The following is a 16,877-nucleotide window of genomic DNA, read 5'->3' on the forward strand; positions in this document are numbered from 1 at the left end:
CTCCGACGACATGGAGCATGAGGTGCACGTCCCGGTTTCCGTCGAGCGGGTGCGGGCCGTGCTGGCCGACCCCGCGCGGGTCGCCCGGGCGGTACCCGGGCTCCAGCAGGAGGCGGGGGCCGACCCCGTCGCCGGCCGCCTGAAGCTCCGTATCGGCGGCACGACCATCACCTACCGCGGCACGGCGTCCGTGTCCGCCCGCGAGGACGGCACCTACACCGTCGAGGGCGAGGCCACCGAGGCCCGCGGCAGCGGCTCGGCGAAGTTCGCCCTCACCCTGGCCCTGCGCGACAGCGAGGACGGCACGACGCTCGCCTTCGGCGGTACGGGGTCGGCGGACGGCCGCGCGGCCGACCTGGCGCCGGACACGGTGAGCACGGCCGTGACGCGTCTGCTGAGCCGGTTCGCGGAGAACCTGGGCACTCAGGGCGAGGTGCCTGAGGCCGAGGTTCCTGAGGTCGTGGAAGACGCCCCGGCGTCGGTCTTCGAGACGGAGATCCCGCCCCCGTCCCTGGACCCCCTCGCCGACGACCTCGACGCACCGTCCGAGCCTCTCGCCGAAGCCGCCCACGCCCGCCGCACGATGATCGGCCGCAGCGCGGAAGAAGTCGACCACGCGCCTCCCAGAGGCCGCTACGCGCCGGTCCCGCCCCCGCAATCGGTCACCGCGGGCACCACACTCCGCTGGGCGGCCCCGGCGGCGGCGCTGGTGGTGGCGTCGGTGATCGTTGCGGGCAGGGTCCTGCGGAAGCGCCGCTTTTAAGGGGCGCGGGGCGGTATCGGACGTGCGGCTCCGCCGCGGGGCGCGACAAGCCACATACGGCCGGTGGGCGCCCACAATCAGCCACCACCCCCCACCTCCGTGATCACCTGAGTAGGCTCACCCCCGTGAGTAACGAAGAGATCACGCTGACCGCAGGCGACGCGGAACTGACGATCACCCCGCACAACGGCGGCCGCCTCAGCAGCCTCAAAGTCGCCGGCGGCGAACTCCTCAGGCAGGGCGACCGCTTCGGCTGCTTCCCCATGGTCCCCTGGTGCGGCCGCATCAGGGACGGCCGCTTCCGCGACGGCGCCGTGGAACACCAGATGCCCCTCAACGCCCCGCCGCACGCCATCCACGGCACCGCGCGGGACGGCGCCTGGTCCGTCGCCCGGGCCGGCAAGGACGAGGCCGTCATCACCTACGACCTCGTCGACCCCTGGCCCTACACCGGCCGCGTCACCCACGCCGCCGCCCTCACGCCCGACTCGCTGACGCTGACCATGTCCGTCGAGACGTACGAGTCGTCCTTCCCGGCCCAGATCGGCTGGCACCCCTGGTTCAACAGGAACCTGAACGGCACCGACGCCGTGCTCGCCTTCGACCCCGCCTGGCAGGAGGAGCGCGGCGAGGACCACCTCCCCACCGGCCTGCGCATCGACCCCCGGCCCGGCCCCTGGGACGACTGCTTCGGCATGCCCGACGGCGTCGACGTCACCCTCACCTGGCCCGGCCTGCTCGAGCTGAAGGTGACCAGCCGCGAGCAGTGGGTCGTCGTCTACGACGAGCAGGAGGCGGCCGTGTGCGTCGAGCCGCAGACCGGCCCGCCCAACGGCCTGACCACCCTGCCGCGCCTGGTCACGCCGCTGGAGCCGCTGGAGGCCGCGACGACCTGGAGCTGGAGGCGGCTCTAAGCTGGTCGGCATGACGGACGTACGTGCGGCGCTGCTCGCTCAGATCAAGGACAAGGCCGTGGTGCACGGCAAGGTGACCCTCTCCTCGGGTCTGGAGGCCGACTACTACATCGACCTGCGCCGCATCACCCTCGACGGCGAGGCCGCCCCGCTGGTCGGCCAGGTCCTGCTGGACCTGACCGCCGACCTGGACTTCGACGCGGTCGGCGGTCTCACCATGGGCGCCGACCCGGTCGCCGCCGCGATGCTGCACGCCGCCGCCGCCCGCGGGCAGCGCCTGGACGCCTTCGTCGTCCGCAAGGCCGCCAAGGCGCACGGCCTCCAGCGCCGCGTCGAGGGCCCGGACATCAAGGGCCGCCGCGTGCTGGTCGTCGAGGACACCTCCACCACCGGCGGCTCCCCGCTGACCGCCGTGGAGGCCATGCGGGAGGCCGGCGCGGAGGTCGTGGCCGTCGCGACGATCGTCGACCGGGCCACCGGTGCCGCGGAGAAGATCCAGGACGGCGCGGGTGTGCCGTACCTCTTCGCGTACTCCAAGGACGAGCTCGGCCTCGACTGATCCTTCTCACGCCTCCGACTGAACGTCGTACTCGTCGGTAGCGACCGCCCTGCGGACCGCGCCTGGACCTTCCGGCCAAGTCTGGAAAGATGGGGCCGACGATGACGTCGCCCCCATGGTCTAGGTCAGGGCCGTAAGCACCAAGAAGCCCACCCGCACATACAAGGAGCGGACAGATGCCCATCGCAACCCCCGAGGTCTACAACGAGATGCTCGACCGGGCGAAGGCAGGCAAGTTCGCCTACCCGGCCATCAACGTCACCTCGTCGCAGACGCTGCATGCGGCACTGCGCGGCTTCGCCGAGGCCGAGAGCGACGGCATCATCCAGATCTCCACGGGCGGCGCGGAGTTCCTGGGCGGCCAGCACAACAAGGACATGGTCACCGGCGCCGTCGCCCTGGCCGAGTTCGCGCACATCGTCGCCGCGAAGTACGACGTGACGGTCGCCCTGCACACCGACCACTGCCCGAAGGACAAGCTCGACGGCTACGTCCGTCCGCTGCTCGCCGTCTCCGAGGAGCGCGTGGCCCGCGGCGAGAACCCGCTGTTCCAGTCCCACATGTGGGACGGCTCCGCGGAGACCCTCGCCGACAACCTGTCCATCGCGCAGGAGCTGCTGGAGCGCGCCCGCGCCGCGCGGATCATCCTCGAGGTCGAGATCACCCCGACCGGCGGCGAGGAGGACGGCGTCACCCACGAGATCAACGACGAGCTGTACACCACCGTCGACGACGCCATCCGCACGGCCGAGGCCCTGGGCCTGGGCGAGAAGGGCCGTTACCTGCTCGCCGCGTCCTTCGGCAACGTCCACGGCGTGTACAAGCCCGGCAACGTGGTGCTCCGTCCCGAGCTGCTGAAGGAGCTGAACGACGGCGTCGCCGCCAAGTTCGGAAAGTCTGCCTCTTCCCAGCCCTTCGACTTCGTCTTCCACGGCGGCTCCGGCTCCACCGCCGAGGAGATCGCGACCGCGCTGGAGAACGGCGTCGTGAAGATGAACATCGACACCGACACCCAGTACGCGTTCACCCGTCCGGTCGCCGGCCACATGTTCGCCAACTACGACGGCGTCCTGAAGATCGACGGCGAGGTCGGCAACAAGAAGGCCTACGACCCGCGGACCTGGGGCAAGCTGGCCGAGGCGTCCATGTCGGCCCGTGTCGTCGAGGCCTGCGCCAACCTGCGCTCGACGGGCACCCGCATCAAGTAACCCCTCGGGGAGTCCAGCGAGCCCGGTGCCTCGGCGCCGGGCTCGCTGTTTACTGGGCTCATGCCCGACGTCCGGCTGGCCTCCGCGCAGGGCCGGTGGATTCTGCTCACCACCGTGCTCGGCTCCAGCATGGCGCTGCTGGACTCGACCGTCGTCAACGTCGCCCTGCCGGCCATCGGGCGGGATCTCGACGCCTCCCTCGCGGGGCTCCAGTGGACCGTCAACGCGTACATGCTCACGCTGGCCGGGCTGATCCTGCTCGGCGGCTCCCTCGGCGACCGCTACGGGCGCCGCAAGATCTTCGTGGTCGGCGTGGTGTGGTTCGCGGTCGCGTCCCTGCTGTGCGGGATCGCCCCGAACGCCGGCGTGCTGATCGCCGCGCGGGCGTTGCAGGGGGCCGGCGGGGCGCTGCTCACGCCCGGCTCCCTGGCGCTGATCCAGGCGTCCTTCCACTCCGACGACCGGGGGCGGGCGGTCGGGCTGTGGTCCGGCTTCGGGGGCATCGGGGCCGCCGTCGGGCCGTTCCTGGGCGGCTGGCTGGTGGACGGGCCCGGGTGGCGGTGGGTGTTCCTGCTGAACGTGCCGCTGGCCCTGCTGTGCGTGCCGGTCGCCCTGCGGCATGTTCCCGAGTCGGGCGACGGGCGGGCGCACGGGCGGTTCGACGTCCTGGGCGCGGTGCTGGGGGCCGCGGCGCTGGCGCTGGTGACGTACGCGCTGATCGAGGCCGACTGGATCACTGCGGTGCTGGGCGTGGCCCTCGGCGTCGCCTTCGTCCGCGTCGAGCGGCGCCGGCCCGATCCGATGATGCCGCCGGACATCTTCGCGTCGCGGCAGTTCACCGCGGTCAACCTCGTCACGCTCTGCGTGTACGCGGCGTTCGGCGGCTTCTTCTTCCTGTCGGTCGTGCAGCTTCAGGTCGTGTCCGGGTACAGCGCGCTCGGGGCGGGCACCGCGCTGCTGCCGGCGACCGTGCTGATGCTGCTGTTCTCGGCGCGGGCCGGGGAGCTGGGCGAGCGGGTGGGGCCGCGGCTTCCGCTCACGGTGGGGCCGCTGCTGTGCGCGGCCGGGATGCTGCTGATGATGCGGGCGGGGCAGGGGGCGGACTATCTCACCGACGTCCTGCCCGCGCTGCTCGTCCTCGGCCTCGGCATGGTCACGCTGGTCGCTCCGCTGACCGCGACGGTGCTGGCCTCCGTGGACACCGCCCGGGCCGGGCTGGCCAGCGGCATCAACAACGCGGCCGCCCGGGCGGCGGGGCTGGTGGCGGTCGCGGCGTTGCCGCTGATCGCGGGGATGGGCGCGGAGGCGTACCGGTCGGCGTCCGCCTTCGACGCGGCGTTCGGGCGGGCCATGCCGGTGTGCGCGGGGGCGCTGGTCGTGGGGGCGGCGATCGCCTTCGCGACGGTACGGCGTCCTGAGCCGGGGTGCCGGCGGCCGGAGTGCCGCGTCCACGCGTCGGTGGCTGCGCCGCCGTTGGAGGGTGACGGGGCGGCTGCTCGCCGTCGTCTGGGGTGACGGGGCGGATGCCTGCGGCGGCCTGCGCGGCTTCGGTGGGGGCTTATGTAGCGCATTCGGTTCGGTTGTGGGTCGGGGCCGGGCCGGGGGGTTGTCCGTCCTCGGTCCGGCGATCTGGTCGGCTACGGGGGTGGAACGGGTTTCCGCCGGCCGCTGCGGGCGGACAACCCCCCGTCCCGTCCCCTCCCCGCCGTACGCGGCTGGCCGCAATGCCCGCCGCCCGTGGTGGCTTACGGCCGTACGCGGCTGACGGGGGCGTCCTTTAAGGGGCGCGGGGAACTGCGCGACCAGCCCACGACGGGCCGCGGTCGCGTACGGCGGGAAGGGGGCAGGTGGGACGGCGGCCAGGTGACGCCGAACGCAGAGGCATGTACCAGACTGGAAGCCATGACGATTCACGAGAACCTCCTCGGGGGCCCGCCCCCGACCCACCTCCCCGACGAACCCGAGCCGCGCGAGCTGCTCGCGGGCGGCACCCCGGCCGCGGACGTCGCCGCGAAGTACCCGACGTCGTCGCTGGCCTGGGCCCGGCTGGCCGACGAGGCGTTCGAGCGGGGCAGCGTCGTGGAGTCGTACGCCTATGCCCGTACGGGATACCACCGCGGCCTCGACGCCCTGCGCCGCAACGGCTGGAAGGGCCACGGCCCGGTCCCGTGGGAGCACGAGCCGAACCGCGGCTTCCTGCGGGCGCTGCACGCCCTGGCCCGGGCCGCGCAGTCGATCGGTGAGCAGGAGGAGTACGAGCGCTGCTCGCAGTTCCTGAAGGACTCCTCCCCGACGGCGGCCCAGACCCTGGGCTAGGCGTCCCTCGTGCGGGGCCCGGCCGTGTGATCAGGTCGGGCCTTGCACTTTTCGGGGGTGACGGCTGAGGATTCGGGTGGGGACCGGGGCCCCCGTGTCGGTAACGGCAGGGGCGGACCGCTACCCGGAGTACACAACAGGAGACAGCGATGTCCCATGAGGCTCACGAGCCCGAGACTCCGCATCTCGACTTCGCAGGCACGACGCCGTACGAGGACTACGTCAAGGCGGACGTGCTCACCCACCTCCAGCACACCCTCTCCGACGATCCCGGAGAGATGGTCTTCCTGGTCACGACCCAGGTGATGGAGTTGTGGTTCACCGTCATCGTGCATGAGTGGGAGACCGCCGCCCACGCCCTGCGCAGCGACGACGTACCCACCGCGATGGCCGCGCTGAAGCGCTCGGTCCGCGAGCTGGAGGCCCTCAACGCCTCCTGGAGGCCGCTCGCGCATCTCACGCCGGCCCAGTTCAACTCGTACCGCAGTGCCCTGGGCGAGGGCTCCGGCTTCCAGTCGGCGATGTACCGGCGGATGGAGTTCCTGCTCGGCGAGAAGTCGGCGTCCATGCTCGTCCCGCACCGCGGCGCGCCCCGTGTGCACGCCGAGCTGGAGAAGGCGCTGCACGAGCCGAGCCTGTACGACGAGGTGCTGCGCTACCTCGCGCGGCGCGGCCACGCGGTGCCGGAGACGGTGCTGAAGCGGGACGTGTCGCAGCGCTACGAGCCCTCCGACGAGGTCGAGGCCGCCTGGACGGCCGTCTACGCCGGCGACCCGGACGACGAGGCCGCCCGCCTCGGCGAGGCGCTGACGGACGTCGCCGAGCTGGTGTGGCGCTGGCGCAACGATCATCTGGTCGCCACCCGCCGCGCGATGGGCGCCAAGCAGGGGACCGGCGGTTCCGCCGGTGTCGCCTGGCTGGAGAAGCGGGCGCGCAAGAACGTCTTCCCCGAGCTGTGGACTGCGAGGTCCCATGTCTGAGCCGGCTTCCCGGGCCGAGAAGCTGGACGCCGTCGACCAACTCGCCGCCAAGCGGAGTGAGTTCGTCCTTGATGACGTCGTCTATCTCGACGGCAACTCCCTGGGTGCGCTGCCCGCCGCCGTCCCCGGCCGCGTCGAGGACGTCGTACGGCGGCAGTGGGGCGAGCTGCGCATCCGGTCGTGGGACGAGAGCGGCTGGTGGACCGCGCCCGAGCGGATCGGCGACCGCATCGCCCCGCTGGTGGGTGCGGCGCCGGGCCAGATCGTGGTCGGCGACTCGACAAGTGTCAACGTCTTCAAGGCACTTGTGGCGGCGGTACGGATGGCGGGGGAGGGGCGCGACGAGGTGCTGGTCGACGCCACCACCTTCCCCACGGACGGCTACATAGCCGAGTCCGCCGCCCGGCTGACCGGCCGTACGCTGCGGCCGGTGACCCCGGCGGAGGTGCCCTCGGCGCTGAACGACCGTACGGCCGCGGTGCTCCTGAACCACGTCGACTACCGGACCGGCCGGCTGCACGACCTGCCGGCCCTGACGGCGGCGATCCGTGGCGCGGGCGCCGTGTCCGTCTGGGACCTGTGCCACAGCGCGGGCGCCCTGCCCGTCGGCCTGGACGAGCACGGCGTCGACCTCGCGGTGGGCTGCACGTACAAGTACCTGAACGGCGGCCCGGGGTCCCCGGCCTACCTGTACGTCCGGCAGGGGCTGCAGGACCGTTTCGACTCCCCGCTGCCCGGCTGGAACTCCCACGCCGAGCCCTTCGGGATGCGGGCGTCCTACGAGCCGGGCTCCGGCGCGCTGCGCGGCCGCGTGGGCACCCCGGACATCCTCTCCATGCTCGCCCTGGAGGCGGCCCTGGAGGTGTGGGACGGGGTGCCGGTGGAAGCCGTCCGCGCCAAGTCCCTCGCCCTGACGGACTTCTTCCTCGAATGCGTCGCGGAATACGTCCCCGAGGGCCGGGTGGAGTCCCTGACCCCACTCGCCCATGCGGAGCGCGGCAGTCAGGTCGCCCTGCGCTGCGACGACGCGGGCGACGTCATGCGCCGTCTGATCGACCGCGGCGTCGTCGGCGACTTCCGCGCCCCCGACGTCCTGCGGTTCGGCTTCACCCCGCTGTACGTGGGCTTCGCGGACGTGGAGCGCGCGGCGAGGGTGCTGGCGGAGGTGCTGGGCTAGGGCCTGTCGTTTGGATCAGGTCGGCTGAAAGGGACTGCGCTTCTTGGCCGGGTCGAGCGGGGTCTGGTGCGTGCAGCTGCAAGGCGGAGGAGGGCGTCGACGCGGAGCGTCGGCAACCGACGACAACGCCGCAGATGTGCGTGCCAGGCCCCGCGACGCCGGCATGATCCAAACGACAGGCCCTAGAGGCTCGGGGGCGTGTCTCGTCCTCTTCCCGCCGTACGCGGCCGGCGGCGATGCCCACCGTTCGTGGTTGCCGGCGGTCGTACGTGGCTTGCGGTCGTGCCCTCAAGGGGCGCGGGGAACTGCGCGACCGGCCGACGACGGCCCGCGGTCGGCTACGGCGGGAAGGGCCGGGGCGTGCGGGCGTGGCGGCACCTCGTAGTGCCGAGTCGCGCAGCCCACCCCGCCCCGGTCGCCACGCCGCTCAACTGGGAGACGCCGGTGAGGGAGCGACGTACACCCCTGCCACCGCCGCCGCGTACGCCGCCCGCGCGGCCCGCTCGGCGGCAGGGGCGTCCGGCGCGACCCCGGTGGTCAGCAGCTGGTAGTACAGCGGAGCCGACACCGCCCGTACGACCGCCGCCGGGTCCGTCCCGTCCGGCAGCTCCCCGCGCAGCACCCCCTGCTCCACACAAGGCGCCCACTCCGCCACCCGCACCTCGTAGAACCGCGCCAGCGCCTCCGCCGTACGCGCGTCACACGTCGCCGCCGCGATCACCGCCCGGAACAACGCCCCCTGCCGGGGATCGGCCAGCGTCCGCCGGACCAGCGCCGCGTTGGCCCGCAGATCCCCCAGCACCGACCCGGTCTCCTCCCGCGGCAGCGACTGCTCGGCCATGTCGGCGAGCAGATCCGCGACCAGCCCGGTCACCGACCCCCAGCGCCGGTACACCGTCGTCTTGCCCACCTCGGCCCGCCGCGCGACATCCGCGAGGTCGAGGTGCGCGAACCCCTGCTCGGCCAGCACATCGCCGGCCGCCCGCAACACGGCCGTACGCACACGCGCGGTACGCCCTCCGGGACGCACGGTGCCGGGTTCGGCGGACATGGGCGACCTCCTCGTACGGCTTGCTCGTCTGCTCAGCCCCGCAGGGCAGCGTAACGAAACAGCAGAACCGTTTAATCCTCACCCTGCGTGAACATCCCCGTGTCCGCGCACGTCACCGGCCTGATACCGTCCCCGCCAACGGCCGGAGTTCTCACCTGGTCGATCTCACCCGGTCCGCCAAATCCGTATCGTCGCTGAGAGGTTGGAGCATGCCGGAGGACGCCGCAGCAGCCCGGGCAGCAGCCGAGGAGGAGTCGGCCTTCTCGCACCCGCCCGTCGACCCCGACGTCACCGCCGCGTACGGCGACCACCCCGACCAGGTGATCGACTTCTACGCCCCGCGCGTCCAGGCCGGACCCGGCGGCCCCGCCCCACTGGTCGTCGTCCTGCACGGCGGCGCGTGGCGGGCGCCGTACGACCGCGCGCACATCAGCCCGTTCGCGGACTTCCTGGCGCGGCGGGGGTTCGGGGTGGCCAGCGTCGAGTACCGGCGCGGGTCCCTGGAGGAGCCGGGGGAGGGTTCGGGGGTGGGGCCTGGGAAGGGCGCGCCCGTCGCGGGCCGCTGGCCGGACACCTTCGACGACGTCGCCGCCGCGCTGGACGCCCTGCCCGGCCTCGCCCGTGAGGCGCTGCCGCAGGCCGACCCGCGCCGCACGGTGGTCACGGGCCACTCCGCGGGTGGCCACCTCGCCCTGTGGGCGGCGGCCCGGCATGTGCTGCCCGCGGACGCACCGTGGCGTATGGACCGGCCCGTCCCCCTGCGCGGGGTCGTCGCGCTCGCGCCCATCGCCGACTTCACGGTCGCCGAGAAGCTCGACGTCTGCGGCGGGGCCGCGCGCCAACTCCTGGGCGGTGAGGAGAGGTTCGCCGAGCGCCTGCCGTACGCCGACCCCGCACTCCTCCTCCCCACCGGCATCGCCACCACCCTCGTCCAGGGCCGCACCGACGACGTCGTCCCGCACGCCGTCGCCGACTCCTACGCCGACGCCGCGGCGAAGGCCGGCGAGGTCGTCGGCCTGACCCTGCTGGAGGACGTCGGGCACTTTCCGCTGATCGACCCGGTGGCCGACGCGTGCGCGGTGGTGGCGGAGGAGATCGCACAGTTGGCGTGGTGAGGGGTGGCCGGCCGGGGGTGGCCGGCCGGGGGTGGCTGAGCGTGGATGGCGAGCGTGGCTGACCGGGAGGCGGGGCCGGGGCCGCGGGGCCGGGCCGGGGCCGCGGGCCCGGTGATACCCGTAATACCTGAGAGCTACGCGGCAGAAGAGCTCTTCGGCGGGACGCGAGCGACAGACCTCGATCCATAACTTTCCCATCAGAGCGGCCCGATGAGCGGGCCGGCTGGAGGGGAGGACGGCCGTGAGCCTGCGCAGAACGCGCGTCGCGGAGGGGACCGGGTCGAGGGGAGCGGAGGGGGCAGGCGGAGAGCTCGCCGCAGCGCCTCGCGTGGGTGAGGGACCGTCCATGACACCCCGGCCCCGGCCCCGCTCCCGCCGTCGACTCCGGGCCCTGCTCGCCGCCCTCGTCATGGCCGCCCTCGTGCTGCCGCTCTCCGCCGCGGCCCAGCCGCACATCCCCGCCCCGGCACCGGCGAGGACCGGCCCCGTCACCGCCGCGACGCTGGAGGAGGTGTACGCCGCCCACCGGGCCAACGCCGCGCAGGCGTCCCGCATGGCCGCAGAGCACGGCGACCGGCACAGAGCGGGCGTGGAGCGGGCCCTGGCCGCCCCGTCCCGCAGCCTGCTGTCCTTCGACGGGCGCGGCGAGGGCCAGGTCGTCGAGGTGCTCGGCGATCTGGCGCGGGCCGACCGCGTCGCCGTGCTGGTGCCCGGTTCCGACACCTCGCTCGACACCTACGACCGCTTCCGCGCGGGCGCCCTCGCCCTGCACCGGCGCCTCACCGCCGAGGCCAGGACCTCCACCGCGGTCGTCGCCTGGCTCGGCTACGACACCCCGGGCACCGTCAGCGCGGCGGTGCTCACGACCGGCCGCGCGGACGAAGGGGCCGCCCGGCTGCGGGAGTTCCTGCGCACACTGCGCGGCGTCACCGGGCCGCGCACGGGCGTGGCTCTTGTCTGCCACTCCTACGGCTCGGTGGTGTGCGCCCGCGCCTCCGACGAGGTCCCCGTCGACGACATGGCCCTCATCGGCAGCCCCGGCACCGGCACGGACAGCGTGGCGGACCTGCACACCTCGGCGCGTGTCTGGGCGGCCCGCGGCTCCGACGACTGGGTGGCCGAGGTGCCGCACATACGGGCCGAACTGCTCGGCACCACCGTCGGCTTCGGCACCGACCCGGTCTCCCCGGCCTTCGGCGCCCGGGTCTTCACGGCCGGCGGCGGTGGCCACAGCGACTACTTCACCCCGGGCTCGGCGGCCCTGGCCAACCTCGCCCGGATCGTCCTCGGCGAGACGTCGGAGGTGACCCATGGCTGAGCGGACCGCACTGCGCGCCCACATACGCCGCTCGGCCGCCCGCCTCGACGCCGCCACCCCGCCCGACCGGGACCGCGCGGTCGACGCCCTGCGGGCTCTTGCGATCCTCGGCGTCGTACTGGGCCACTGGCTGGTGACCGCGCTGGTCGCCGACGGCGGCAGCCTGCGGACCGCGAGCCCGCTCGGGGAGATGCCGTGGCTGGCCCCGATCTCCTGGGTCTTCCAGACACTCGCCGTGTTCTTCCTCGTCGGCGGACATGTGGCGACCCGCGGACACGCCTCGGCGCGGGCGCGGGGCATCCCGTACCGGCGGTGGCTGGGGCTGCGGCTGGCCCGGCTGTTCCGGCCCGTGGCGGCCGTGCTGGGGCTGTGGAGCGTGGTGACGGTGGCGCTGCTGCTGTCCGGCACGGACCTGGGCACCGTACGGACACTGGCCAAACTGGCGCTGTCCCCGCTGTGGTTCCTGCTGGTCTTCGCGGCGCTGACCGCGGCGACGCCGCTGCTGGCCCGGCTGCACCCGCTGTGGCCGCTGGCGGTCGTCCTGCATGTCGACCTGGTGCGCTTCGGCCTGGGCGGCCCGGCCTGGCTCGGCTGGGTGAACCTCGCCGCGGGCTGGATGGTGCCGTACACACTGGGCGCGGCCTGGACGCGCGGGGAGCTGGAGGGCCGTCGCGCCGGGTGGCTGCTGCTGGTCGGCGGGGCGTCCGCGACGGCCGGGCTGGTGGCGTGGGCGGGCTATCCGGCGTCGATGGTCGGTGTGCCGGGTGCCGCGGTGTCCAACCTCAACCCTCCGACGCTGGCGGCCGTCACCTTCGGCATGGCCCAGTGCGGACTGGCACTGCTGCTGCGAGGGCGGCTGCGCCGGGTGATGGGACGGCCGGTGGTGTGGGCGGTGGTGGCGGTCGCCAATCTCTTCGCGATGACGATCTTCCTGTGGCATCAGACGGCCCTGATGGCGACGACCGCGGCTGTTCTCCCCCTAGGGCCGCTGCCCGGCCTGCACACGGCCCCCGACGGCCTGGACTGGGTCGCGGCCCGGCTGGCCTGGCTGCCGGTGTTCGCCTGCGTCCTGGCGGTGTGCTGGGCGGCGTTCCGGTTCCGTGAGCAGGACGGCCGCCGGGGCGAGGCCCGTGCGTCGAAAGTGTTCCGGCCGCAGGGCGGCCCGTCGGGCGGGGTCCGTCCGGCCGTCGTCGAGGAGGTACGGCATGTCTAGGGTGAGCGGTATGAGGGGCACGGGGGACGCGGCGCGGCCGCCGCAGCGGGACGGCATGCGCGGCGCCCGATTCGGGCTGCGGGCCCTGCGCGAGGACCTGTTGACGTTCGAGGTGGCACCGCTGCCGCCGTCGGTGTGGCTGCGCTGGCTGCCGCACGGACTGGTCTGCCTGGTCGCGGTGATCGTGATCGGCACCAGCTCGTCCCTGCTGCACGACACCTACGGGCAGAACCCCCAGTACGCGCTGCTGATGTCGATAGCGCAGGGCGCGAGCCTGATCCTGGCGCTGCGGCGGCCGGTACCGGCCTGGCTGCTGTCGACGGTCGTCGCCGTCGTCACCGCCCTCGCCGCGCGGTCCCAGCTGATCTCGGGACAGGCCGAGCCGGACGTCGCCTGGCCGTGGGCGGCGCCCGCGCTGGTCGCACACGCCCTGGTGCTGCTGCTGCTCGCCCTGCGGGTGCCGACCCATGTGGCCGTCGAAGCGCTGGCCGTGACCGCGCTGGCCACCTATGTCGTCCAGGGCGTCATCGGTGGCGAGAACTACTCGGGGACCGGTGTGACGGCGGTGACCGTGTTCGGCGCCGTCGTGCTGCTCGGCAGCGCCCTGCGCGGGCGCCGGGAGGCCCGCAACCAGTTGGAGGAGCAGGCGGAGATCACCGCCGAGGAACGCGCCCGCCGCACCCTGTTGGAGGAGCGCAGCAGGATCGCCCGTGAGCTGCACGACGTGGTCGCCCACCACATGTCGGTGATCTCCATCCAGGCCCAGGTCGCCCCGCACCTGGTGCAGGACCCGCCCGAGGAGTTGAAGGAGAACCTCGCCGGCATCCGGCAGAACGCCCTGGAGGCGCTCACCGAACTGCGCCGCGTCCTGGGCGTCCTGCGCTCGGAGCACCCCGACGACACCGACGGCCTGCGCGACTTCACCAGCGGCGCGGCCCCCGACGCCCCGCAGCCCACCCTGGACCGGCTCGACGCGCTGATCGACAACACGCGCGCGGCGGGCCTGACGGTCACCACCGAGGTCATAGGCGAGGCCGGCCGGCCCTACCCGCCGGGCGTGGAGCTGTCGGCGTACCGGATCGTGCAGGAGGCGCTGAGCAACGTCCTGCGGCACGCACCGGGCGCGCAGGTGAACGTCGGCGTCACCCACTTCCCCGAGGGCCTGTACCTCGGAGTCGTCAACACCCCGCCCGAGCGGCCCGTTCCGCCCTCCCCGGGCGCCGGGCACGGTCTGCTCGGCATGCGCGAGAGGGCGGCGATGCTGGGCGGCCAGATCAACGCGTCCCGGACCTACCAGGGCGGCTTCGCGGTGACCGCGTTCCTCCCGCGCGACGCCGAACAGGCCGCGGCCTGGAGCCGGGACGAGCACGCCCTGCCCGAGCCGGCCCACAGCTTCCCCGACCGCCCGGCCGAACCACCGACAGGAGACCAGACCCCATGAAGAGCGGTGCGATCCGCGTCCTCATCGCCGACGACCAGCAGATGGTCCGCCAGGGCTTCACCGTGCTGCTCAACACCCAGCCCGACATCGAGGTCGTCGGCCAGGCGGTCGACGGCCTGGACGCGGTCGCCAAGGTCGCCGAACTGGCCCCGGACGTCGTCCTGATGGACATCCGCATGCCCGAACTCGGCGGCATCGAGGCCACCCGCCGCGTCACGGACGCGACCGCGGACACCAAGGTGCTGGTGCTGACCACCTTCGACCTCGACGAGTACGTCTACGAGGCGCTGCGCGCCGGCGCGTCCGGTTTCCTGCTCAAGGACGCCTCGGCGGACCAGCTCGCCGAGGCGGTCCGCGTGGTCGCGGCCGGTGACGCCCTGCTCGCGCCCGGCATCACCCGGCGTCTGATCGCCGAGTTCTCCCGCCTGGACGGCGCGCCCCGCGCACCCCTGAAGCAGCGGGTCGGCGACCTCACCGAGCGGGAGACGGAGGTGCTGGCCCTGATCGCCCGGGGCCTGTCGAACGCGGAGATCGCCGAGAAGCTCGTCGTGGCCGAGCAGACCGTGAAGACGCATGTGGGCCGCATCCTGGTGAAGCTGGGCCTGCGGGACCGCACCCAGGCGGCGGTGTTCGCCTACGAGTCGGGGTTGGTGCGGCCGACCGGGTACTGAGCCGGGGCGGTGGGACCCGTAGTACCTGAGACGGATGCCGCAGGACCCCTCTCACTGGTGACGACGGCGACACCCGAGCGGTCCTACCGTTTCGTATGTGACCGAGACGACCCAGACCAACGGCGGCGGGACGCGGGGGACCGCGCCGGAGAATCCCTACGAGCCCTACACACCGCGCAGCCCCGAGGCGCGGGCCGCGATGGACGCGCTGCGCGGCATGCGGCAGGACCTCCTCCAGGACGCGTTCGCCTACCGCCCGCTGCCCCGCCTCGCCGAGGACGGCCGGCAGATACGCAAACTGCCGCCCCGGCTGCGCCGTCACGCGGTGTGGACACCGCACGCGGTGGTCGGCGTGCTCGCCTGGATCGCGCTGACGGCCGGGGTGTCGACGGGCCGGGATCTCGGCTCGCCGTTCGCGATCGTGGGCAGTCTGATCCCCGCGGTGGCGGTGCTGCTGACGCTGGTGCGGCCGGTCGCCGCGTTCTGGCTGTCGCTCGCGTCGACCCCGTTCATCGCGATGATCGGCTCGAGCTGGGACGGCTGGCCCTGGCAGCCCGGCAGCTTCGCCGCGCACCTGTTCGTCATGACGGTCGTCGCACTCCGCACCCGGCCGCGCACTGCTGTCTGGATGTGGCTGCTGACTGCGGCGTACGGCCTCTCCGCCGAACTCGTCCGGCAGCAGTACTACTACGACTCCGACACCGCGGCCATGCTGTTCCTGTCGGCGGTCGTCCTGCTGCTGGTGACCGTGCTGCATGTGCGGCGCGAGGCGGCCCAGGAGGTCACCGCCCAGCTGACGGTGACCCAGCAGGAGCGTTCCCGGCGCACCCTGCTGGAGGAGCGCACCACGATCGCCCGCGAGCTGCACGACGTGGTCGCCCACCACATGTCGGTCGTGGCCATCCAGGCCGAGGCCGCCCCCTACCGCGTGGAGAACCCGCCGCCGGAGCTGGAGCGCGCCTTCGCGACCATCCGGGAGAACGCGGTCGCCGCTCTCACCGAACTGCGCCGCGTCCTGGGCGTGGTCCGGGCGGAGGACTACGAGGCGCCGGACGCCCCGCAGCCCACCCTCGCCGACCTGGACGCGCTGCTCGGCAATGTGCGCGACGCGGGCCTGGAGGTCGACAAGGCCGTCACCGGAGCGATACGCGAACTCCCGCAGGGCGTCGAGCTGTCGGCGTACCGCATGGTCCAGGAGGCGCTGAGCAACGTCCTGCGCCACGCGCCGGGCGCGAGCGCCCGCGTCGAGATCGGGTACGTCCTCGGCGGCCTGGGCCTGCGGATAGTCAACGGCCCCCCGCCGGAGCCGGATTCGGTGAAGCCGTCACCGGGCGCCGGACACGGCATCACCGGAATGCGGGAGCGGGTGACGATGCTGGGCGGCGACATGACGACGGGCCCTACGGACGAGGGTGGTTACGAGGTGGCGGTGTTCCTTCCGGTGGCCACGGCGAGCGAGGACCGGGCATGACCATCCGTGTCCTGATCGCCGACGACCAGATGATGGTGCGCGAGGGCTTCTCCGTCCTGCTGGGCGCGATGCCTGGCATCGAGGTCGTCGGCGAGGCGGTCAACGGCCGTGAGGCGGTGACACAGGTCCGCGAACTCGCCCCCGATGTCGTCCTGATGGACATCCGCATGCCGGAGCTGAACGGCATCGAGGCGACCCGGGAGATCGTCGCGGCCGACAGCACGGCGAAGGTGCTGGTCCTGACGACCTTCGACCTCGACGAGTACGTGTACCAGGCGCTGCGTGCGGGAGCCTCCGGCTTCCTCCTCAAGGACGCCTCGGCCCGCCAACTCGCCGACGGAGTACGGGTGGTGGCGGCGGGCGAGGCCCTGCTGGCGCCGTCGGTGACGAAGCGGCTGATCAGCGAGTTCTCGAAGCTGGCGGAGACCCGGCGCCCGACCGTGGGGCCGGGAGCCGCCGCCGACCCGGCGGCCTACGGCGACCTCACGGAGCGTGAGACGGAGGTGCTGGTCCTGATCGCCCAGGGCCTGTCGAACGCCGAGATCGCCGAGCGGCTGGTGGTCGCCGAGTCCACGATCAAGACCCACGTCAGCCGCATCCTGGTGAAGCTGGGTCTGCGCGACCGTACCCAGGCGGCGGTGTTCGCCTACGAGGCACGGCTGGTGACGCCGGGCTGAGGG

At 73.2% G+C, this 16,877-nt stretch carries 16 protein-coding genes; 15 read left to right on the forward strand and 1 reads right to left on the reverse strand.

Features of this window, described 5'->3' with window-relative positions:
* The first annotated feature begins 10 nt into the window (after positions 1-10).
* The 8 genes from ACIQ6Y_RS14750 (at position 11) to kynU (ending at position 7,917) form a co-directional block, all read left to right on the forward strand.
* The gene (locus ACIQ6Y_RS14750) at positions 11-763 is read left to right on the forward strand and encodes an SRPBCC domain-containing protein (RefSeq protein WP_404037551.1); all 753 of its coding nucleotides are present in this window, start codon (positions 11-13) and stop codon (positions 761-763) included.
* Positions 764-888: 125 nt separating this feature from the next.
* Complete coding sequence (locus ACIQ6Y_RS14755) at positions 889-1,677, forward strand: aldose 1-epimerase (protein WP_404037554.1); 789 nt, start codon at positions 889-891, stop codon at positions 1,675-1,677.
* A gap of 10 nt (positions 1,678-1,687) precedes the next feature.
* Complete coding sequence (gene pyrE, locus ACIQ6Y_RS14760; protein WP_404037557.1) at positions 1,688-2,236, forward strand: orotate phosphoribosyltransferase; 549 nt, start codon at positions 1,688-1,690, stop codon at positions 2,234-2,236.
* A 176-nt stretch (positions 2,237-2,412) separates the two neighbouring features.
* Positions 2,413-3,444: a class II fructose-bisphosphate aldolase gene (gene fbaA, locus ACIQ6Y_RS14765; protein ID WP_404037560.1), complete on the forward strand. Its 1,032-nt coding sequence runs from the start codon at positions 2,413-2,415 to the stop codon at positions 3,442-3,444.
* A gap of 60 nt (positions 3,445-3,504) precedes the next feature.
* Positions 3,505-4,959 (forward strand): MFS transporter, encoded by a 1,455-nt coding sequence (locus tag ACIQ6Y_RS14770; RefSeq protein WP_404037563.1) that lies wholly within the window; start codon positions 3,505-3,507, stop codon positions 4,957-4,959.
* Positions 4,960-5,346: 387 nt separating this feature from the next.
* Positions 5,347-5,760 carry a DUF3151 domain-containing protein gene (locus tag ACIQ6Y_RS14775; protein WP_404037566.1) on the forward strand — a complete coding sequence of 138 codons (414 nt, stop codon included), beginning with the start codon at positions 5,347-5,349 and terminating at the stop codon, positions 5,758-5,760.
* 149 nt (positions 5,761-5,909) lie between these two features.
* Positions 5,910-6,740, forward strand: coding sequence for a tryptophan 2,3-dioxygenase family protein (locus ACIQ6Y_RS14780; RefSeq protein WP_404037569.1), 831 nt, complete (start codon positions 5,910-5,912; stop codon positions 6,738-6,740).
* Positions 6,733-7,917, forward strand: coding sequence for a kynureninase (kynU, locus tag ACIQ6Y_RS14785; RefSeq protein ID WP_404037572.1), 1,185 nt, complete (start codon positions 6,733-6,735; stop codon positions 7,915-7,917). Before ACIQ6Y_RS14780 ends, kynU begins: the two co-directional genes overlap by 8 nt.
* Before the next feature lie 427 nt (positions 7,918-8,344).
* Here kynU and ACIQ6Y_RS14790 read toward each other — a convergent pair whose 3' ends face one another.
* Entirely contained in the window at positions 8,345-8,968 is a 624-nt protein-coding gene (locus ACIQ6Y_RS14790) for a TetR/AcrR family transcriptional regulator (protein WP_404037575.1), read from the reverse strand.
* 209 nt (positions 8,969-9,177) lie between these two features.
* On the opposite strand from ACIQ6Y_RS14790, the gene ACIQ6Y_RS14795 reads away from it, so the two are divergent.
* The 7 genes from ACIQ6Y_RS14795 to ACIQ6Y_RS14825 all read left to right on the forward strand — a co-directional run bounded on the left by ACIQ6Y_RS14795 (position 9,178) and on the right by ACIQ6Y_RS14825 (position 16,874).
* Complete coding sequence (locus ACIQ6Y_RS14795) at positions 9,178-10,083, forward strand: alpha/beta hydrolase family protein (protein ID WP_404037578.1); 906 nt, start codon at positions 9,178-9,180, stop codon at positions 10,081-10,083.
* A gap of 346 nt (positions 10,084-10,429) precedes the next feature.
* On the forward strand, positions 10,430-11,401 hold the full coding sequence (locus ACIQ6Y_RS14800; protein WP_404037581.1) for an alpha/beta hydrolase: 972 nt from the start codon (positions 10,430-10,432) through the stop codon (positions 11,399-11,401).
* The gene (locus ACIQ6Y_RS14805) at positions 11,394-12,614 is read left to right on the forward strand and encodes an acyltransferase (protein WP_404037584.1); all 1,221 of its coding nucleotides are present in this window, start codon (positions 11,394-11,396) and stop codon (positions 12,612-12,614) included. Before ACIQ6Y_RS14800 ends, ACIQ6Y_RS14805 begins: the two co-directional genes overlap by 8 nt.
* A 10-nt stretch (positions 12,615-12,624) precedes the next feature.
* On the forward strand, positions 12,625-14,055 hold the full coding sequence (locus ACIQ6Y_RS14810; protein ID WP_404037587.1) for a sensor histidine kinase: 1,431 nt from the start codon (positions 12,625-12,627) through the stop codon (positions 14,053-14,055).
* Complete coding sequence (locus tag ACIQ6Y_RS14815; protein WP_404037591.1) at positions 14,052-14,726, forward strand: response regulator; 675 nt, start codon at positions 14,052-14,054, stop codon at positions 14,724-14,726. The genes ACIQ6Y_RS14810 and ACIQ6Y_RS14815 overlap by 4 nt, the downstream gene beginning before the upstream one ends.
* A gap of 97 nt (positions 14,727-14,823) precedes the next feature.
* Positions 14,824-16,197 carry a sensor histidine kinase gene (locus ACIQ6Y_RS14820; protein WP_404037594.1) on the forward strand — a complete coding sequence of 458 codons (1,374 nt, stop codon included), beginning with the start codon at positions 14,824-14,826 and terminating at the stop codon, positions 16,195-16,197.
* A complete protein-coding gene (locus ACIQ6Y_RS14825) occupies positions 16,194-16,874 on the forward strand; it encodes a response regulator (RefSeq protein ID WP_404037596.1) in 681 nt (226 codons plus the stop codon). The genes ACIQ6Y_RS14820 and ACIQ6Y_RS14825 overlap by 4 nt, the downstream gene beginning before the upstream one ends.
* Positions 16,875-16,877 lie beyond the last annotated feature (3 nt).

This window comes from Streptomyces sp. NPDC096205 (genome assembly GCF_044763135.1).
In the GTDB taxonomy this organism is placed as follows: domain Bacteria; phylum Actinomycetota; class Actinomycetes; order Streptomycetales; family Streptomycetaceae; genus Streptomyces.